Origin of the sequence: Paenibacillus sp. EPM92 (genome assembly GCF_016586185.1) — a bacterium.
GTDB classification, from domain to species: Bacteria; Bacillota; Bacilli; order Paenibacillales; family NBRC-103111; genus Paenibacillus_G; species Paenibacillus_G validus.
Window position 1 is genome coordinate 68,951 of record NZ_BCPS01000109.1, and the last position, 20,002, is coordinate 88,952.

The 20,002-nt window shown below is 49.1% G+C and carries 21 protein-coding genes; 5 read left to right on the forward strand and 16 right to left on the reverse strand.

Features of this window, described 5'->3' with window-relative positions:
- Positions 1-14: 14 nt before the first annotated feature.
- Positions 15-1,895 carry a molecular chaperone HtpG gene (gene htpG, locus JMF85_RS27195; RefSeq protein ID WP_127610064.1) on the reverse strand — a complete coding sequence of 627 codons (1,881 nt, stop codon included), beginning with the start codon at positions 1,893-1,895 and terminating at the stop codon, positions 15-17.
- A 262-nt stretch (positions 1,896-2,157) separates the two neighbouring features.
- Between htpG and JMF85_RS28725 the strand changes: the two genes are divergently transcribed.
- Both JMF85_RS28725 and JMF85_RS27205 read left to right on the forward strand, forming a co-directional pair.
- Positions 2,158-2,331 carry a PadR family transcriptional regulator gene (locus tag JMF85_RS28725; protein WP_201319322.1) on the forward strand — a complete coding sequence of 58 codons (174 nt, stop codon included), beginning with the start codon at positions 2,158-2,160 and terminating at the stop codon, positions 2,329-2,331.
- Positions 2,332-2,337: 6 nt separating this feature from the next.
- Positions 2,338-2,544 carry a hypothetical protein gene (locus JMF85_RS27205; RefSeq protein WP_201319323.1) on the forward strand — a complete coding sequence of 69 codons (207 nt, stop codon included), beginning with the start codon at positions 2,338-2,340 and terminating at the stop codon, positions 2,542-2,544.
- Between the two features lie 21 nt (positions 2,545-2,565).
- On the opposite strand, the gene JMF85_RS27210 is transcribed toward JMF85_RS27205, so the two are convergent.
- On the reverse strand, positions 2,566-3,249 hold the full coding sequence (locus JMF85_RS27210; RefSeq protein WP_308645045.1) for a glycerophosphodiester phosphodiesterase family protein: 684 nt from the start codon (positions 3,247-3,249) through the stop codon (positions 2,566-2,568).
- A 134-nt stretch (positions 3,250-3,383) separates the two neighbouring features.
- On the opposite strand from JMF85_RS27210, the gene JMF85_RS27215 reads away from it, so the two are divergent.
- A complete protein-coding gene (locus JMF85_RS27215) occupies positions 3,384-3,629 on the forward strand; it encodes a ferrochelatase (RefSeq protein WP_141335902.1) in 246 nt (81 codons plus the stop codon).
- Positions 3,630-3,787: 158 nt separating this feature from the next.
- Here the strand turns inward: JMF85_RS27215 and JMF85_RS27220 are convergent, their stop codons facing one another.
- From JMF85_RS27220 to JMF85_RS27265, 10 genes are all read right to left on the reverse strand, one after another.
- The gene (locus tag JMF85_RS27220) at positions 3,788-4,291 is read right to left on the reverse strand and encodes a DUF1097 domain-containing protein (RefSeq protein WP_201319324.1); all 504 of its coding nucleotides are present in this window, start codon (positions 4,289-4,291) and stop codon (positions 3,788-3,790) included.
- A 43-nt stretch (positions 4,292-4,334) separates the two neighbouring features.
- On the reverse strand, positions 4,335-5,375 hold the full coding sequence (locus JMF85_RS27225) for an amidohydrolase family protein (RefSeq protein ID WP_141335903.1): 1,041 nt from the start codon (positions 5,373-5,375) through the stop codon (positions 4,335-4,337).
- A 216-nt stretch (positions 5,376-5,591) separates the two neighbouring features.
- Entirely contained in the window at positions 5,592-6,923 is a 1,332-nt protein-coding gene (locus JMF85_RS27230; RefSeq protein ID WP_127610589.1) for a (Fe-S)-binding protein, read from the reverse strand.
- Positions 6,920-8,332 carry a glycolate oxidase subunit GlcD gene (gene glcD / locus JMF85_RS27235; protein WP_141335904.1) on the reverse strand — a complete coding sequence of 471 codons (1,413 nt, stop codon included), beginning with the start codon at positions 8,330-8,332 and terminating at the stop codon, positions 6,920-6,922. Before glcD ends, JMF85_RS27230 begins: the two co-directional genes overlap by 4 nt.
- A 75-nt stretch (positions 8,333-8,407) precedes the next feature.
- Positions 8,408-9,568, reverse strand: a complete 1,161-nt coding sequence (locus tag JMF85_RS27240) for a CdaR family transcriptional regulator (protein WP_236596019.1) — start codon at positions 9,566-9,568, stop codon at positions 8,408-8,410.
- A 110-nt stretch (positions 9,569-9,678) separates the two neighbouring features.
- Positions 9,679-10,251 (reverse strand): DJ-1/PfpI family protein, encoded by a 573-nt coding sequence (locus JMF85_RS27245; protein WP_201319325.1) that lies wholly within the window; start codon positions 10,249-10,251, stop codon positions 9,679-9,681.
- A gap of 86 nt (positions 10,252-10,337) precedes the next feature.
- Positions 10,338-11,054 (reverse strand): iron-sulfur cluster assembly protein, encoded by a 717-nt coding sequence (locus JMF85_RS27250; RefSeq protein ID WP_236596020.1) that lies wholly within the window; start codon positions 11,052-11,054, stop codon positions 10,338-10,340.
- A gap of 38 nt (positions 11,055-11,092) precedes the next feature.
- Complete coding sequence (locus tag JMF85_RS27255) at positions 11,093-12,133, reverse strand: amidohydrolase family protein (protein ID WP_201319326.1); 1,041 nt, start codon at positions 12,131-12,133, stop codon at positions 11,093-11,095.
- A gap of 189 nt (positions 12,134-12,322) precedes the next feature.
- A complete protein-coding gene (locus JMF85_RS27260) occupies positions 12,323-13,327 on the reverse strand; it encodes a zinc-binding dehydrogenase (RefSeq protein ID WP_141335907.1) in 1,005 nt (334 codons plus the stop codon).
- 49 nt (positions 13,328-13,376) lie between these two features.
- Positions 13,377-14,267: a LysR family transcriptional regulator gene (locus tag JMF85_RS27265; RefSeq protein ID WP_127610599.1), complete on the reverse strand. Its 891-nt coding sequence runs from the start codon at positions 14,265-14,267 to the stop codon at positions 13,377-13,379.
- A 119-nt stretch (positions 14,268-14,386) separates the two neighbouring features.
- On the opposite strand from JMF85_RS27265, the gene JMF85_RS27270 reads away from it, so the two are divergent.
- Together JMF85_RS27270 and JMF85_RS27275 are read left to right on the forward strand one after the other, a co-directional pair.
- Positions 14,387-14,758, forward strand: coding sequence for a CidA/LrgA family protein (locus tag JMF85_RS27270; protein WP_127610601.1), 372 nt, complete (start codon positions 14,387-14,389; stop codon positions 14,756-14,758).
- Positions 14,758-15,435, forward strand: a complete 678-nt coding sequence (locus tag JMF85_RS27275) for an LrgB family protein (RefSeq protein ID WP_155614481.1) — start codon at positions 14,758-14,760, stop codon at positions 15,433-15,435. Before JMF85_RS27270 ends, JMF85_RS27275 begins: the two co-directional genes overlap by 1 nt.
- A gap of 240 nt (positions 15,436-15,675) precedes the next feature.
- Here the strand turns inward: JMF85_RS27275 and JMF85_RS27280 are convergent, their stop codons facing one another.
- The 4 genes from JMF85_RS27280 to JMF85_RS27295 all read right to left on the reverse strand — a co-directional run.
- On the reverse strand, positions 15,676-16,140 hold the full coding sequence (locus JMF85_RS27280; RefSeq protein ID WP_054797803.1) for a RidA family protein: 465 nt from the start codon (positions 16,138-16,140) through the stop codon (positions 15,676-15,678).
- Between the two features lie 37 nt (positions 16,141-16,177).
- Positions 16,178-17,233 (reverse strand): aldo/keto reductase, encoded by a 1,056-nt coding sequence (locus tag JMF85_RS27285; RefSeq protein ID WP_141335910.1) that lies wholly within the window; start codon positions 17,231-17,233, stop codon positions 16,178-16,180.
- Between the two features lie 23 nt (positions 17,234-17,256).
- Positions 17,257-18,882, reverse strand: coding sequence for an N-acyl-D-amino-acid deacylase family protein (locus JMF85_RS27290; RefSeq protein ID WP_201319327.1), 1,626 nt, complete (start codon positions 18,880-18,882; stop codon positions 17,257-17,259).
- Positions 18,883-18,912: 30 nt separating this feature from the next.
- On the reverse strand, positions 18,913-20,002 hold a 1,090-nt coding region (locus JMF85_RS27295; protein WP_236596021.1), incomplete at its 5' end, for an alanine racemase.

Consider the following 20,002-nt stretch of genomic DNA (forward strand, 5'->3'; position numbering starts at 1 on the left):
ATTTAATTACCGTATCAAACCATGATTTTGCAAATATCATTGGTGAATTCTACGGGATCCTGAATCGGCAAGCCTTCGATCAGGAGTGCCTGATTGTATAACAGGTTGGTGTATAGATTCAGTTTCTCTTTATCTTGTTCATATGCGGCTTTTAAGGATTGAAATACCTCGTGATTGACGTTAATTTCCAAGACCTTGTCCGCTTTTACATCTTGGGCGTTAGGCATGGCCTTCAATATTTTTTCCATTTCTATCGTTAGCTCACCCTCCGTAGACAGGCATACCGGATGAGTTTTCAGTCTCTTAGACGCTTTGACATGCTTCACTTTGTCCTTCAGAATATCTTTCATATGTGCAAAGAGGTCCTTGTTATCGTTCTCTTCTGCATCGGCTTGATTTTCATTAGCTTCGGATTCAATGCCTAAGTCACCGCTCGATACCGACCTGAATTGTTTATCTTTATAGGTCATGATCATTTTGATGGCGAACTCATCGATATCATCGGTAAAGTACAGGATTTCATAGCCCTTATCGGCTACCAGCTCGGTTTGCGGGAGCTTCTCAATTCTTTCAAGCGATTCGCCGGAAGCATAGTAGATGTACTTTTGATCCTCAGGCATTCTCGATACGTATTCATCCAGGGTGACCAGCTTCTTCTCCTTGGAGGAGTAGAACATCAAGAGGTCCTGCAGCACTTCTTTATTTGCTCCGTAATCGCTGTATACCCCATATTTCAATTGTCTGCCAAACGATTTATAAAATTGCTCGTATTTCTCTCTTTCATCGTTCAACAAGCTTTGCAGTTGACTTTTGATTTTGTTCTTAATGTTCTTGGCGATCAGACTTAATTGTCTGTCATGCTGCAGCATCTCCCTCGAAATGTTCAGCGATAAATCTTCGGAATCTACCATCCCTTTGACAAAGCTGAAATAGTCAGGAAGCAAATCGGAGCATTTATTCATGATCAGCACGCCGTTGGAATAAAGCTCTAGCCCCTTCTCATATTCCTTCGTGTAATAGTCGAACGGCGGATTCTCCGGGATATAGAGGATGGCCTGGTAGACCACAGCACCGTCGGCACTAATATGGATATGCTTAAGCGGCTTATCGAAACCATACCGTTTTTCCGTATAAAAATTGTCATAATCTGCAGCTGTAAGCTCGTTCTTATTTTTTCTCCAAATCGGGACCATACTATTCACGGTTTGTTCTTCGTAATAATCCTCGAATTCATTTTCGCTGCCTTCTGTAGGTCTCCGGCCTTTCAGATCCATCTTGATGGGGTATCTGATGAAATCAGAGTATTTTTTGATAATCGCTTTGAGCCGGTACTCTTCCAGATACTCATCATATTGATCCTCTTCGGTGTTCTCTTTAATTTTCAAAATAATGTCCGTACCTACCGCGTCTTTCTCGCACGGCACAATGGTATATCCGTCCGCACCCCTGGATTCCCACTTGAAAGCCTCATCGCTGCCAAGAGCTTTGCTGATGACCGTAACGACATCGGCCACCATAAAAGCCGAATAAAATCCAACCCCAAATTGACCGATGATATTGTGCCCGTCTTTCAATTCATTTTCTTTCTTGAATGCCAGTGAGCCGCTCTTGGCAATAACCCCCAGGTTATTCTCAAGCTCCTCCTGCGTCATACCAATCCCCGTATCGGAGATGGTTAATGTTCGGTTTGCCTTATCCGCCGTTACTTTGATGTAGTAATCTTCTTTGTTAAATACCAATTGATCATCGGTTAATGCTTTGTAGTATATTTTGTCAATGGCGTCACTGGCATTCGAAATGAGCTCTCTCAAAAATATTTCTCTCTGTGTATAGATGGAATTAATCATCATTTCCAGTAATCGTTTCGATTCTGCTTTAAACTGTTTTTTGGCCACGATCAGGTCCCCTTTCCCTATATAAATCATGAAATACTTAACACGGCTAACGATTAGCACTCCAATCATCAGAGTGCTAATCCTTATTTCTATATAACACATACGAATTTTGGGTGTCAATATGTTGCTGCATGAAGATGGGCCAAAGTTCTTCGAAGCGGTGTTTACCGGGTTATCCATATATTTGTGATTGAACCATTGACACTGCCGCATGATCCGGGCGAACATTCTCTCAGGCTCGATCTATTAAGCGCTGAACAAGATGGAGGAGGAAGGCCTTATTGCGGCTGAGGCGGAAGAGCGTACAGGTGCGCGGCTTCGCAAAATTTACGCGATCACGGATGCTGGAAGAGTCCATTTCAATGAACTGCTGCTTCATTCACTGAGCACCCCTCCTCATTCGGCAAAATCCGACTTTACTTTGGGATTAGCATGAATCCATATGCTCCCTAAGGATGATGCGCTTGCCGTGCTTCGCCATAATTTATCGCAGCTGGAACAGCAGAAGCAGCTTTGGGAATTAGGGAAACGGATCAAGGGAGAGCACGGACTTTCATCCTTTGTGGAAGCCAGCTTTGATAATGCCATTGAACTGATGGAAGCGGATATCCGCTATATAACAAGGCTCATCGCCTTGCTGCAATTGTGATTTTTTTCCATCCCTTTACCGTTATCTAATCTCTTGAAGTCTGCGTATTGCAGGCAATGGATTATTGCAAGTCAGAAGCGTGACCCCGCAATCGAGCGCATATGCCACCTGCTCCTCCGTATCGGGGCAATAGCACCAGGGAAGAAGCCCCTTTTCTTGAAAAGCCTTCACTCTCTTGGCGGTCAACAAGCGCATCGGGAAGGCAATCGCCCACATTTTCGAATAAGTCCCCTGTTCGCCCGGGTCGAAATTGTACATCTCGTCCGCCATGAAGCCTTGTGTCTTCACGTTGTACGTATCATGAAGATAAGCAATGACGGCTGCGTCGAAGCAGGTGAATACACAGCGGGGTAAGTACCCGCGTTCCTTCAGCATCCCCATGGCTTGATCCACCACTTGTTTGGCATGAGGGCTTGACTTCACCTCCACGTTCAGCAGCAGCTCCGGATAAGGTTCGATCAAATCGCATAGTTCCTCGAAGCTTGGTATTTTCAGGCCCTCGAACACTTTGCCGAACCATCCGCCGGCGTCCAATTGTCTCAGCTCCGCCCAGGTGTAATCGCCGACCGGACCCGAGCCGTTTGTCGTACGATCCACGGTCTCATCATGAATCACAACGACAACGTTGTCCTTCGTCAGGCGCAAATCGAATTCCAGCATACCGACGCCCGCCTCCAGAGCTTTCTGAAAGGCCAGCGAATGGATCCATGGAAGTGAGAAGAAATGAGAGCCTTGCTCTTATTCGCCTATGGCATCGTTGAATCCATCGATGAACTGGAAGCATTCTATACCTATATTTTAACGGCAATCCGCCATCGTCTGCACGGTTACTAGAAGGAATGGATCGTTATCGGAGCATCGGCATCAACGACCCTCTAGGGAGCGTTACGCTGAGGCAGGCATCTGCGTTGGAGCGCCGTTTGGCTCATCTTGGCATTCAAACCTTCGTCGCCTGCAAGCATACGGAGCCTCTAGTAGAAGAGGCGGTAAGCCAAATCGTGAAGATGAATGCGGAGCGATTATATGCCTTATCGCTTGCCCCTCTTTATACAAGGACGGGAACCGGCGCGCGGCTTGTCGTCTAGGGCTTGATTATGTGCGCACGGAGTTCTTGAACGATTCCGATGAGTTCATGGAAGCGGCGGCAAACTGGATTGAACAGCGCGTTGAACCATAAATAGGGGCTGTTCCCAAAGCCAGGAATATGGCTTGGGACAACCCCGCGTCTGTAATCAATAACCGATTACGGCTGCCCGGCTACATTTCTATTCGATTCCGCTTGTACCTTTGGTTTGGCTGTCAGCAGCTCGCTGCCTTTCGCCGAGACGTAGCCTAGAAGGGCGCCCACGATTAACCCAACGGCACTGCCCGTAAAATTTAATCCGGTTCCGAAGTAGGTGGCCGTTCCAAGAAATACGCCCGGGACGTACGATAAAATAGCGGCCTTCGATACCAGACACATGACGCCGGCAACGATGCCTAACGCCACACCTAAGGCGACGGTTGATTCCAAACCTGCGGAAGAGGTGATGACATTCGAAAACTGGATGATCAGGAACCCCCAAACGACACCGCTAAAGTTCGTAATCAACGTCGTTTGCAATCCTTTCCCTCCGCCGCCTGCGGCAAAAAAGCATGCCCATGATACGAAGGCCGCAAACGTAACCCATCCCCACATGATGCTCAAGGAAGTCCACACGCCTGCCAAAACTGCGACCACGACCGCTAATGCGATCCGTGCCGGCATATCATCACCCCATCATCATTCATAATGATGAATCAAATAAGACTTACGCAATTTTATTAGCGCTCGCGATCATCTTCGCCAGTTCACAATGGCGCAGCTTTTCCTTCTGGCTCTCGATGTCGATGTTGTACAATCTGGCCGCATTTTCCCCGAGGATTTTCTTCTTCACCTTCAGATCGAGCGTCGCACCGGTTTCTTTCTGAATATCTTCCGGCAGCTCCATGGCGATGAACTTCTCGATCAGCCAGCCCGGCTCCCATATCGCATAGTCGCTTCCGAACAGAATCCGGTCTTCGCCGATCCAGTACAGCAGCTCGCTGATGATTTCCGCGAAATAGCGGGGACGCGTATGGATGAACGGGAGCGCAACCGCCAAGGCCCCATACACGTTCTTCTCTTGCGTCGCGATCCAGCAGAAATCCTCCAACCGGGGAAGTCCGACGTGCTCCACGATAAAGTTCAAATCCCGGAAAGCGCTTGCAACATCGTCGACATCGGCGACGTCGAACGCATCCCGGTTCAGCGGGGTGATCGTCGGCCCCTTATGCACGTGGATGTTCTTGATCCCAAGCTGGACGCACTTCTCGAGGTAGCGATAAGACCAGTCGTCGGATAATTTATACCCTTTCGAATCCTTGTACCAGTCGGCCGTATACAGTTTGATGCCGGACCACTTGTATTTCTCGTAATCCTTCTCAAGCTGCTCCAGGCCTCGCTCTCCATGGCGCGGATCGAACGTTCCGTTACAGATGAACCGCCCCGGATATTGCTGCGCAAGCGCCTCGTTGGCATCGAAGTCGCCGAAGCCGTTCTTGTAGAACTCTTTTAAATACACCGGCTGGAAGATCGCCATGTCGCTGTACCCTTTGACAAACACATCTTCGATCAACGTGCCTGCCTCATATTTCAGAAATTTGTCCTTCGGCCAGAGATGCTCTTTCGGGCTCAAGTTTTTGTGATAATCGTAAAAACAGCTGATGAACTGATCCCCTTGAACGTTCAATTGGTTCTCCTGGCTGCCGTCCCATAATGCAATGTGCGCGTCGATGATGAAAATTTCTTCTCCGTTCGGTAAGCGATACATAGCCATTCCTCCTTGAAAGGTGTTAGCAAAAGGAAACGCTTACAATAGAACAAAGGCGGAAGTTCTCTTTCGTCCCTTCCACCCTGAAACGCATGAATCGCATGATGTTCGTTCCCAATGCTTACTTACAAGTATAGTTATGGCCATAACCGAATGAAATGTGCATCTATATAAAAAACAATGCCGAACATTGGATAATTTCTGTAGAAAGAACCATCAGGAAACGCTTGAATTGTCCACCGCTTCGAGCAGCAGGTCGGCCAGATGCACGGCTCTCATTCTCTCCTCCGCTCCCTCGCGAATAATGCCGAGTTTCATCTGCAACAGACAGCCCGGGTTGGCCGTTACGATCGTTTGCGCACGTGCTTTGTTGACCTTTTCCATCTTATAGTCCAGGATTTGCATTGACATTTCTTTCTCCGTTATGTTATAGACCCCGGCCGATCCGCAGCAATGATCCGCCTCTTCCATCTCCTGATAGTGAACGCCTTTAATGGAAGCCAGTAATGTCCGTGGCGCACTGGCTGTGCCCATGACATTCCGCAGATGGCAGGAGTCCTGATACGTAATGACTTGCTCCGGCAGCGAAAGTCCTCTTTCGGCAAATTGAAGCTCAACAAGAATCTCGGAAAAATCCCTCACTTTGCGGGCAAATGCTTCGGCTCGATCTCTCCACTGCTCTTCATCCTTCAACAAGTGGTCATATTCAACCAATAAGGCGCCGCACCCGCCCGCATTCAACACGATATAATCGACATCCAGCGATTCGAAGGCCACGATGTTGGCCTTGGCTAACTGTTTGGCCATATCTTTCTCTCCGCCGTGTGCGTGCAAGGCGCCGCAGCAGCCTTGGCCGGGAGGAATCACGATATCGCAGCCTGCCTTCTGAAGCAGCTTCATCGTGGCATCGTTAGTCTCCATAAACATCGTATCCATCAGACAACCGGAGAAGAAAGCGACCTTCTTCCTTGCTTGTCCTTCGGCAGGGATATGGGTAGGACGGTTGCTCAACGCGCTGACGCTGGCAATCGGCGGTAGCGTTCGTTCAAGCTCCGCGATATTCCCAGGCATTATTCGTAACAATTTGCTTTTTTGAACGACGCGCTGCAGACCGCTCTTTTGATAAAACCTAAGAAAATAATGCAGGCGTTTGAGCCGGTCTTTGCGCGGGAACAATTGTTTAAACACAAGCCCCCGTATCACCTTCACGTGCATGCTATGCTTTTTCTTTTGTTGAATCACGTCCCGGGCTTCCTCAAGCAGATGACCGTATTTCACGCCGGACGGACAAACCGGCTCGCAAGCCCGGCAGCCGAGGCAGAGGTTCAGCTGCTTCTCCACATCATCGTCCGGTTCAATGACCCCGTCGACAACCCCCTTCATTAGCGCGATCCGGCCGCGCGGAGACGCCGCTTCATATTGATCGGTTTGGCCATAGGTCGGACACGTCGGCAGGCAGAAGCCGCATCTCATACAATTCATTAGCTCGTCGTAATCCAGCCGTTCTTTAAAGCCCTGTCGAATCTCACTCTGCACCTGCTGATTCATCCGTTAATCACCACTCTTTTGCGGGCATCTCTTGCGAACATTTTTCCGGGATTCATGATTCCGTTCGGATCAAAAGCTTGTTTGATCGCCTTCATCGCTGCTACGCCTTCCTCTCCAACCTTTAACGATAAATAAGGCAGCTTCATCTCGCCAACCCCGTGCTCTCCGGTAATGGTACCCCCCAGCTCGATCGCTTTCCGGAAAATTTCATCGAACGCTTGTTCGACCAGGTGCATCTCTTCCTTGTTTCTTCCATCCGTCAGGCAGGTGGGGTGCAAGTTTCCGTCACCGGCATGACCGAATGTACAGATCGTTACCTGATACTTTTCTGCAATCTGATTAATGGCACGCACCATTTCGCTAATTTTCGATCGAGGGACCGTCGCATCCTCCAGAATCGTCGTAGGCCTCAGCCGCGCAAGCGCGGATAACGCCGCCCGCCTTGCCGTACTTAATGCCTCGGCTTCCGCCTTCGACTGGGCGATCTTCACGGATCTCGCATGTCCGTCCTTGCAAATTTGAGCGATTCGTTCCATGTCCCTTTCCACGACTTCAGGCGGTCCGTCCTGCTCAATGAGCAGCACCGCATTCACATCTGTCGGTAAACCGACCTTGGCGAAATCCTCGACGACTTTACACGTAGGCTGATCAAGAAATTCGAGCGTGGCCGGGATAATCCGGTTTGAAATAATCGCCGACACCGTACTGGCCGCTGCGTCGAGATCTTCAAAAAGCGCAAGCATCGTTTTTTTCGTTTCCGGAATGGGAATGAGCTTTAGCGTCGCTTCCGTTACGACGCCTAGCGTCCCCTCGGAGCCGACAAACAGCTTCGTTAGATCATATCCTGCCACATCCTTGGGCGATTTCCCGCCCGTTCGCATACAATCTCCGTTCGGCAGAACGATTTCCAGCCCAAGGACATAGTCCTTCGTGACGCCGTATTTTAAACCTCGAAGCCCTCCCGAGCATTCATTAATGTTGCCGCCGATGGTTGAGATTTTCATCGAGCTTGGGTCCGGGGGATAAAATAAGCCCCTTGCCTCCACGGCTTCGATTAATTTCTTCGTAATGACGCCCGGTTGAACCGTAACGGTCAAATTCTCTTCGTCAATCTCCAAAATTCGATTCATATGATTGAACACAAGGACAATGCCGCCTTGGGTTGGACATGTACCGGCACTTAAATTGGTGCCGGAGCCTCTTGGAACAATCGGAATTGTATGCTGATTGCATATTTTTAATACCGCCTGGATTTGTTCCCTGTTCTTAGGCATGATGACGGCGTCAGGGAGCGCCTGGTAGTTCGGCGTCGCATCATACGAATAAGATAGTTTCGCTTCATTCGAGTCATGATACTGGGCGCTTCCGACAATTTCTATAAGCTGACTTCTGATCGCTTCCGTAATCACGAGAAGTCCCCCTTTCGTTATCACCATTATAGAAATTGCCCGTTGAAATAACTATGTGCGAACATACAAAGATTTTCAATTCGGATCCTGATTTATTGAATGATTATCCAATTTTAATAAAGAAAGTGCGATTAAAAATAACGTAATGCCTTCCGGACATTTGGGATTAATGCCCGTAAGCTCTTTGATCTGGTTTAGGCGGTAGTGAAGCGTATTGATGTGAATATGAAGCGCATCGGCGCTATCTTTAATGGACAATTGATGCTTATAATAAATATGGATCGTCTCAAGAAGCTCTTGATCCGATTGAATTTCCGATAAAATCCGGTCGATAAACTCTTGCCTCGTTTTTGCGCTGATCTCCTCTAACACGATATCGAGCAATAAATTTTCATAATAAACGATTTCATGATGCTTTTGAGCCACCTTCAACGCTTTCTTCGCTTCGTTGTACGTATGATTCATTTTGAAAGGCTCGAAGGTCTTGCCCACGCCGACGGCTAAATTAATGCCGTAATGCTTTTTAAAATATTGATGCCATTTTGCCAATTCCCGGGAAAGCTTTGTTGGCGAATTATTATTTTTGGCATTTTTGATCAGAATGAATTGGCCGTTGCCCCAGCGAATGAAAAAATCGGTCGGATCGCGTTCAAAACTTCTTTGAAAAAAGTCGGTCATCAGCGGCTGCGCTTCTCGCAGCACCTCGTCGCGGTGATGGACATCCACTTGGAAAAGGACGCAAATATACGGAATCTCAACGGAAACCCCCAGGATTTGGCCTCGGTCGATAAACTCCTGATCCACGTCCTGGATATGAATCCACTCGTAAAAAAAGGCTTCAAGCCCCCTTGTTTCCCACTCCTCCTTCTCTTTCTGCTGGGCCTCTCTAATAATGAGCTCGGTCATTCTCCGAAGCAGCTCCGCGTAAGGCTCAACAACAGAAGGAGTACCTGTGATGCCAATGACGCCTATCACCTTTTTGTTGTAATAAATCGGCAAATTGATTCCCGGCTTCACCCCTTTTAACCGCTTCGCATCCTCATCGGAAATGTACAGCTTATGACCCGACTTCATGACAATCGTCGCACCTTCATGAAAAGAGCCAATTCGGTTTTTGTCCGTTGATGCGATAATGATCCCCTGACCGCCTACAACAATCAGCTGCTCGGTCATGACCGATTCCACTTCATGGATAATCTTCTTGGCTAATTCCGGTAATAATTGCAGACGAATCACCCAACCTTCTCAAAAGTGATAAATGGGAAAAACCAGCACACTCCGGTATCAAGCCAGAGTGCACTGGTTCCAGGTCAACAATCACGTGTAACCAGCTGCTCGAACAACGATTACACCGTTACTTTCTCGTTCACATTCAACAGATTGAGGAATTCTCTCATAAATCCCGGCAGATCCGGCCATGCATGACCCGTTACCAGGTTGCCGTCAACGACAAGCATCTGCTCGACATAATGGGCTCCCGCCGCTTCCACTTCCGGACGGCAGCAAGTATAAGCGGTCATCGAGCGGCCTTGAATATGCTCGCGCACGGTCGTCAACACCAGTTGACCGTGGCAAATGACGCCCATCGGCTTGTTCTCCTGCAGGAAATGGGCCGTAATTTCTTGTACATTTTTGTTCATGCGGATGTATTCCGGCGCGCGTCCGCCCGGGATAATCAGCGCATCGAAATCGGCTGCGTTAATGTCGTCGACGGAAGCATGCGAATCGATTTTATAGGCGACCAATTCCGTGAAGGTTTCCATTTGCGGAAGGAAATCGTGACAAACCGTTTGAAGCTTCTTTTTCGTAGGCGAAGCAATCGTCACGTCGATTTGCTCCTCCAACAAGCGATAGTAGGGATAGAAAACTTCCAGGCAATCTACGGCATCACCAGTTAGAATAAGCACCTTTTTACTCATCTTCATCACCGATCCTTTTGAATGTGTTTTGTTTATGATGATCAAGAATGTATGAACATTCCCGATAGCATATGGAACTGCACTGCTTATGACATCTCCGTGCCTGTGGCTTCCAAATCGTAACGGGCCTCTAGCAGACCGCGGCAATAGTGGCCGTTAAATTCCATGCTTAATCTTGTCCTTTTGGCGCCCAATAAGTAATCCGAGAATCCTTCCAGCGTCAAAGCATCCCCTTCCGGAGTTGTAAACGCCTGAACGCCGGAATGGTGGAGCTGCGCTTTCTTCTCCAAATATGCCTCTCGCATGCCGCTTCCCTCTTCCGAGAGCGGGAGCTCATGCAGCTGCTCCAAAGTCATCGCAAGGATCGCTTCATTCGACCAGCCTGCAGCCAATAAATGCTTGATCAGCTTTTCCTCCCGGGCATAGAACGCTTTGATTTGGAATGTCCTCCGAAGCTCGTCAAGATCTCCATCGGATGCCCCGAACTGACTCGTGGATTCGCTGAAGCGCTTCCCCTTCGAAACCCCTTGATTGATTTCGTCGGAAGCACAGTGGTCGATCAAATTTACTTTGACCTCCCGGACCCATTCCAATCGGGAGACACAGGTCCGGATATCTTCCGCCATGATGAAAGCGAAGTTGGGGGAGCACCAATAGGTCGGCAAACGGAATACGACTTCCACTTGATCGTCATGGATCTTCGTATGATCGATAAACCCCAATTCGGTTAAGGGCTGATCAAGCTCCGGATCATATACCTTAACGAGCTGCTTGTATACCTGCTGTTCCTTGGTCATCAACATAGCATGCACCTCCTGTGAGTGAGCTGTTGTAAAGAAGCTTACGCGATTTTATTAGCGCTCGCGATCATCTTCGCCAGTTCGCAATGGCGCAGTTTCTCCTTCTGGCTCTCGATGTCGATGTTGTACAATCTGGCCGCATTTTCCCCGAGGATTTTCTTCTTGACCTTCAGATCGAGCGTCGCACCGGTTTCTTTCTGAATATCTTCCGGCAGCTCCATGGCGATGAACTTCTCGATCAGCCAGCCCGGCTCCCATATCGCATAGTCGCTTCCGAACAGAATCCGGTCTTCGCCGATCCAGTACAGCAGCTCGCTGATGATTTCCGCGAAATAGCGGGGACGCGTATGGATGAACGGGATCGCAACCGCCAAGGCCCCGTACACGTTCTTCTCTTGCGTCGCGATCCAGCAGAAATCCTCCAACCGGGGAAGTCCGACGTGCTCCACGATAAAGTTCAAATCCTGGAAGGCGCTTGCAGCATCGTCGATATCGGCGACATCGAACGCATCCCGGTTCAGCGGGGTGATCGTCGGCCCCTTATGCACGTGGATGTTCTTGATCCCAAGCTGGACGCACTTCTCGAGGTAGCGATAAGACCAGTCGTCGGATAATTTATACCCTTTCGAATCCTTGTACCAGTCCGCCGTATACAGCTTGATGCCGGACCACTTGTATTTCTCGTAATCCTTCTCAAGCTGCTCCAGGCCTCGCTCTCCATGGCGCGGATCGAACGTTCCGTTACAGATGAACCGCCCCGGATATTGCTGCGCAAGCGCCTCGTTGGCATCGAAGTCGCCGAAGCCGTTCTTGTAGAACTCTTTCAAATACACCGGCTGGAAGATCGCCATGTCGCTGTACCCTTTGACAAACACATCTTCGATCAACGTGCCTGCCTCATATTTCAGAAATTTGTCCTTCGGCCAAAGATGCTCTTTCGGGCTCAGGTTTTTGTGATAATCGTAAAAACAACTGATGAACTGATCCCCTTGAACGTTCAATTGGTTCTCTTGACTGCCATCCCATAATGCAATGTGCGCGTCGATGATGAAAATTTCTTCTCCGTTCGGTAAGCGATACATGGCCATTCCTCCTTGAGATTCGTTGTTCAAAAAGAGTGAAATCGACAAAGGGAAACGCTTACAGCCTGACTGTGATTTGAAGTATACAGCCTCAATACGAAGAAAGAAATATATTTTCATATAACAAATTTACCATAACAGGCTATATTTTTTGTATGTTCATACAAATGAAGGAAAAACCAAGCCCGTCTATTGGCCGCCGAAACCTATATAAAATCCGATTTTGCCTAATTGCGCCGCGCGCTCCATCCGCTCGAACGCCTGCGCATATTGCTCTAACGGTACGACCCGATCCAGCACGGGTTTGATTTGATGGGATTCAATAAACTTGATCATATCCCGGTACTCTTCTCCGCTTCCCAGCGTCGTCCCCAGCAAATTATGATGTCCATAGAAGAAGTCGCGCAAGTTGAGTTGGACGACATCTCCCGCAGAAGCTCCGAACGTCACTATGGTGCCTCCCAGGCGCAGCCGTTCAAGCGACTTGTGAAACGTCGCCGCGCCGACGCTTTCAATGACGACATCCACCTTCGCTCCGTCAAGCGCCGCGCCCCAATCTTCATGGCTGTCGATCGCCCGGTCGGCGCCGTATTCCAGGGCTTTCCTGCATTTCTCCTGCGAGCGGGAGGTTACATACACGGTAGCGCCCGCCGCTTTAGCAAATTGAAGTAGAAACGTGGCGGCCCCGCCGCCGATACCCGGGATCAGCACCTTCATGCCGGGCTGGATACGGGCTCTCGTAAACAATGCGCGATACGCTGTGAGCGCAGCCAATGACAGCACGCCGGCTTCTTCCCATGTTAAAAATCGAGGTTTAGGGGCGACATTGTCGCCGGGCACGATGACCTTCTCCGCAAAGGTGCCGTGCGTCGGCAAGCCGAGAATTTCAAAGCCCTCGGGAGGCGCATCGCTGTTTACCTTCCATCCGAGACCCGGGTTAATCATCACCTCGTCACCGGCTTGGACATGCGTCACGCCTTCGCCGACGGCATCGATAATACCGGCGCCGTCTGAACCGATAATGAGCGGCGGATCTGTCGGCTTATGACGTTCCAGGACAAAAAGATCCCGATGGTTCAGCCCCGCCGTTCTTATTTTGACCCTTACTTCTCCCGCCTTGGGCTGCAGCTCTTCCATCTCCCGAATGGATAAACCTTCCAACCCGCTCTTCCCTTCATGAACTAGCGCTTTCATCCAATCACTCCTTTTTTGAGTCTTATGTTTACAAAAAATGTATGGAAAATCAAGTGGGCTCGGCAAATATTTGTTTCGTGAACGCGATCCATTCTCTTGCGGCCAACGATTGATACCCTTCCCGTCTCCAGGCCATCACGGGCTGCCACGGAATTTCCGGACTGACCAGGGAAATCGCTTTCACTTTATTCGGATCTAATAATCGGCAAATGGTGCCCGGTAGAAACGCGATGCCGAGGTCGGCTCTTACCATCTCCCTGATTAAATCCCACTGGGAGCTTTCGGATACGATGCGGGGAACGAAGCCCGCCGAACGGCATGCGTTCTTGATCCGGTCATGCATGGCGAAATGGCTGTTAAAAAATATAAACCGCTCCAGTTCCAGTTCGGCCAGCTCGATTCGCTCCCGGTCCGCTAACCGGTGTGCGGGATGCATCACGACCTTTAACTGATCCCTCACGATCGGAAATGAATCGAATACCGCCTGATCGACCGGCCATAACAATATGCCTACGTCCAGCAAGCCTTCTTCGATGCTTCTCTCGATCTTGCTCGCGCCGTCTTCGACCATCTTCATCGTGATCCCCGGGTAACGATCCTGGAATTTTTTAATCACGTCCGGGAAGAAACTCGATCCGGCCATGGGCGGTAAGCCGATTCGAATGCTGCCCTTGTTCAAGAAGGTCAGGTCATTGATTTCCGTTTTTAAACTTTCGAACATTTGCAGAATCGGACCGGAATGCTGCAAGATCGCTTCGCCCACATCCGTCAATTGGATCTGTCTTCCGCTCCGGACAAAGATGTCCGCATTCAATTCTTTCTCTAAATTTTGGATCATTTTGCTTATGGTCGGTTGCGTAACATTCAGATTTTCTGCAGCTCTGGTAAAGTTGTTGCACCGCACGATTTCTGCGATGTATTGCAAGTGACGCAACTCCATCGGCATCCCCCTCTTCCAACCATAAATAAATGGAATGAATTTGATTCTATATATTCATTTTACATATGGAACTCCTTTTTGTATACTCGCTGTAATCAGTGGCGGAAGGGGTGCGATCCATGAAGTCATGGTTGATCACAGGCGTGCAGGTGTTGTTTTTTGTTGTAATTGCCCAAATAGCGGACGTCATCGTCCAATGGCTTGGCTTCCCGGTGCCGGGCAGTATCGTGGGGATTGGAATGTTGTTCGCGCTTCTGAAGTGTAAGATCATTCGCCTGGAGTGGATCGAATTGGGCTCCCAATGGCTGCTTGCCGAAATGTTACTGTTTTTTATTCCCGCCTTCGTAGGCATCATCGATTACAAAAGCTTGCTGGCGGATCACGGTATCGCCATCGTCGTCATCATCGCCATTAGCCTGCTTGCCGTCATGATTTGCAGCGGTTTCATCGGCCAGCAGCTGTCCGCCCGGAAAGAAAGACAGGTCGAGTGATGGAAGCGATCTTATGGCTGGGTTGTACTGTTGCGATTTATTGGGTGTCCAGACGAATTTATGGCCTGTATCCTAAGCTGTATTTAACTCCGCTGCTCGTTACGCCGGTTGCCGTCATTGCGCTCGTCGAAATCGCCGGCGTGTCTTTCGAAAGCTACAACAAAGGAGGCGAATGGCTCACCGGCATGATGGAACCCGCTACCATCGCGCTCTCCGTCCTCTTATACAAGCATCTCGACGTGCTTCGAAACCATGCTTATGTCATCGCCGCAAGCGTAAGCTGCGGTTCCCTCGCCGCCATCGTCACATCGGCCGGTCTCGCCCACCTGTTCGGCTTACGTGCGGAGCTCGTCTCCAGCCTCGCCCCGCGTTCCGCAACGACACCCGTCGCCCTTGCCGTCTCCCACATGACCGGCGGCATTACGTCCGTCACCGCGCTTGCTACGTTGATTACCGGATTGCTCGGCATCCTCGTCGGTCCGCTGATCATCAAGTGGTTCCACTTTCAAAGTCCCGTCTCGCGCGGCGTCCTCCTGGGAACCAGCGCTCACTCGGCCGGCATACGCCAAGCGTTGGAATATAGTCCCGTCTCCGGCTCCATTGCGATGGTTTCGATGATGCTGGCCTCGTTCATCACGCTGTGCGGCACGCCATGGATCGTTTGGTTATTCCGGTAAAGGTAAAGTTGTTGGGCGGACAACGCCGCCGATGGGTGCGCCCGTGCGACCACACCAAAAACCTCCAGCATTCCGCTTGGAAGCATAAGAACCCGAACGATTGAAAACTCAATCGTTCGGGTTCTTTGCTTGCGGTAGACTATAACAGTTTCAATCCAATATCCTTTGTTAAACCCATTTCCGATAACATCTGCTGTAGTCGGCTAAAACCTTTGTTTTACTGGTTTTTTTGTCCCTTTTTTACGACTTAAGCTGAACAATCATTTCAATCTCAACCGGCGTATTAAAAGGCAGTTCCGGAGCGCCTATCGCGGATCTTGCATGCTTGCCGGCATCCCCAAAAATTTCTTCAAGTAAGGAGGAGGCGCCATTAATGACATAAGGCTGTTCCACAAAACCCGGTGCGCTATTGACAAACCCCAACAATTTCACGATTCGTTCCACGCGATCCAAATCCCCAATATGATTCTTAAGAACGGCTAAGAGATTGATCATTGTCTGGCGGGCAGCTTGTTGCCCCTGCTCAACCGACAGATCGCTGCCCACTTTACCCATATATATCAGTTTACCATCTTTACGGCAATCATTGCCCGATGTATAAACCAAGTTGTTAACCGTCACAGCCGGTATATAAATGGCTGCGGGTGCCGCCGGTTCAGGCAATTCAATATTTAGGCTTTTTAAACGATCTTCTATGTTTCCCATGTTTTTTTCCTCCTACTGATTTCTTGGATCGTATAAATTATCGAATACGACGGTTGCCGCTGTTCTCAAAATAATCGGGATTATCACCCAATTTATGCAACAACGGAGCTGTAATTACATTTAGCTGATCGCGAACTACAGGCGACAAAAGATACGAAGCCGCTTCCAAGTTTGATTTTAACTGCCGCACGTCGCGGCATCCGCAAATTGTCGTCGCGACTTTCGGATTCGATAACGCCCACGCCAAAGACAATGTGCTGACGGATACGCCTAGATCGTTCGCAAGCTCTTGAATATGATTCAGCGCTTGCTGCAATTCGATTTCCGCGCCTTCTTCGCCATGGCGGCAGCCTTGATCTCGGCTATAATGAAAATGTCTGGATCGTGCCCGCCCTTGCGGAATGTCGTTAAGCGAACGATATTTTCCGGATAAAATGCCCTGATGCAAACCCATATAACCAATGACACCGATTCGATGGTCAGCGCAGTACGGAAGAATCTCGGTCTCGACTGCTCTGCAGATCAGATTGTAAATTAACTGGTTCGCAACAACTTGTACGCCGGTTTTCCTGACTTCTTCCATCTGTTCTATTCCATGATTGCTGATGCCGATGTAACGAACCTTGCCTTCTTGCTGCAGTTCCTTTAACGTATGGAATACTTCTTCTACTGTCGGCGGATCGGCTATCAGACTTTCATCATTGCTAAAATGTAAGATCGATTGGGCGTTGATCGGCCAGTGAAGCATATACAAATCGATATAATCGGTTTGCATGCGCCGCAAACTTGCTTCGCAATGTTCCCTTAACGTCTTGGATTTCGTATTCGAAGGTTTGATTTTAGTGCCGATAATAGCCTTATGCCGCCTTCCCTTTAACGCCAATCCGAGGGATCTTTCACTCTCACCATCATTGTACATCTCCGCCGTATCAAAATAATTAATTCCGTTATCCAGCGCCATGCTGACCACTTCAACCACATCTTTTTGACTCTGGTCTCCCCAATAGCTGTTGCTATCTCCACCGAACTGCCAGCAGCCCATCCCCAAAATACCAACTCGCAGTTCGGAACTCCCAAGCATTCTGGTTTCCATTTTTGTTCACGTCCTGTACACAGTCAAATTTTATATCTGTCATTTGAGAGTGATCTTCGTAATGGCTTACCTGGATAAATTCCCGTAAAGATACCGTTCTCCAGAACGATTTCCCCGTTCACCAAGACCGCTTCGATTCCACTTGGATTGACCGCGGGTTCGGCATACGTCGAATGATCATCAATCGTATTTTTATTGAAAAGGGTTATATCCGCGACCATCCCCGGCCGGATCAATCCGCGATCGAATAAACCCAATCGATTCGACGGGAGATAGGTCATTTTATAAATCGCCCGTTCCAAATGCAAGGTGTTTTTTTCTCTTACATATTTGCCAAGGACCTGAGGGAACGTGCCGTACAGTCTGCGATGCGCCTTCTTCCCTTTTTGCGGAATGCCGTCGGATCCGAACATTTGCAGTTCATGCTGCATGACGGTTTCCATTTCATCCAGATCTTGCTGAAACATGATGAGAATGATGCGGCCCTCCTCTTCAACCAGCAAGTCCAAAAACAAATCCAAAGGCGGGATGTGCCGTTTTTCAGCAATTTCCTTGATGCTGCTGCCTTCCAATGATTTGTTCTTGTCTGATTCCACGGTGCAAATCATCATATTTTCCCATCCGATCAAGTTGCTCATGCTCTCCCAAGCATTATTCGGAATACCGTTGATCAGGTTGTCTTTGATTTTCGCACGAGTTTCTTCATTTCGCAGCCGCTCCAGCATTTTTCCGTGTCCACCTTCGAGTGCCCAAGGAGGAAGGATTGTCGTCGCTGTCGTACTGCCTGCATGGTAGGGATATTGATCAAATGTAATGTCGATGCCCTCCATTTTAGCCTTTTCAATTAAATGCAGTGCTTTTCGGGCCTTACCGAAATTAGAATTTCCTACCGCTTTCAAATGCGAGATTTCCAAAGGCACGCGCGCTTCACGCGCAATTGTGATCATTTCTTCGATCGATTCCAATAAATAGCTCGCTTCATTCCGCATATGGGAAGCAATAAATCCGCCTTCTTCGGCTACAACCTTACTTAATTCGATCAATTCCTCCGTATCGGCGAATAAACCCGGGGCATAAATTAATCCCATCGACATGCCGACAGCTCCACTGCGCAAAGCGTCTCTGAGCAAACCTTTCATTTTTTCCATCTCGGCAGACGTAGGTTTACGATTATCATATCCCATGACCGCAACCCTTATAACCCCATGTGCAACAAGAGAAGCAACATTGATGGCGCTTCCAACCTTTTGGAATTCCGCGAAAAAATCATCTAACCCCGAATAGCCCAGCTCCCCTTTTTCCGGTGCTCCGAACAGTCCTGCTGCGTATTTATTAAAATAATGACGGGTTTCCGGCAGCACAGGGTAAAGCCCGAAGCCGCAATTTCCGATAACCGTCGTCGTTACCCCTTGCCGAATCTTCACGTCCATATATGGGTTTTCTAAAACATGCAGATCGTCATGTGTGTGGATATCGATAAAACCGGGGGCAACAACAAGCTGATCCGCTTGAATCACCCGCTTCGCTTGAACGCTTTTTAATATACCGATGGATCGGATCAATCCGTCTTTGACAGCAACATCAGCGTGATAACCTGGAGCCCCGCTGCCGTCAACAACCAGCCCGCCCTGAATCAAAATGTCGTACATCATATTTCCTCCATGTATCTTTCTATCTTTTTAAATGATTTTCCCGCGGGCCTCCACTTTCCATTCGTCGATGACTTCATCGTTCCGGACTACAAATACCCGGTCCATGAGGTTAACTACCGGACACACGTGATTGGGGATGATCTCCACCCGCTGGCCGATCTGTAAATCTTCTGTATGATGAACCTTCACCATCCCATGTTCCTCGCTCAGACGCTCAATCACCGCCGATGGAGCTTGTTTGATGTATCCATACCCTGGAGAGGTGGATATGTCCGACGTTAATGATTTGCTGCCCGTGTCGAGAATCAATCGTTCCGCTGCCGGACGACTGACAACGGTAGCCAAAATAGAAAACGCACATTCCGCCATCGGCGTAGCGAGCTGCATCTCACGAACGTCGTTAAACACGTAAGTCCCGGGTCTCCACTCCGTCACACCTTCGACAGCTACACCGGCTCGGCATGCAGGTGTTGTGCCCGTGCTGACTTCTTCAATGTTGAAACCATGTTGACGAAGCATGTCGGCGATCCCTACCATCATCCGGCCCGCCGCTGTTGCCGTTCTAACGATTTGTTCCGTGTCTTTCGCTAAATTAACGTGTCCTTCGTGAGTCATAATGCCTTTAAGCCGCACATGATCAAAAAGCGAGATGCTCTGAGCCAGCTCCAATGCCTCTCGTTCGGAAGCAACCCCATCCCGATTGTCTCCGGTATTGATAATCATATACAGCGGTATCACTACACCGCGCTTTTTAGCGGCTTCATGCAGTCTTTCCGCTCCGTAAACGCTGTCGAAGGCTACCGATACGGAACAATCACGCGAAAGATTCAAAATCCGTTCCACCTGAGCTTCTCCGACAGTCGGAAAGGCAAGCAAAATATCCTTCGCACCGTACTGTGCCATGACTTCAGCTTCACTGATTTTGGCACATGTAATACCAGCCGCTCCGGCTTCCAATTGCATTTTGGCGATAGCCGGAATCTTATGCGTTTTAATATGCGGACGAAGCTTCTTGCCTGCTTGCTTTGCAATCTGCGCCATCAATTGTATGTTTTTTTCCACTATATCTAGGTTGACAATTGCGGCAGGGGTGGATAGCTGATGTAAATACATGTGA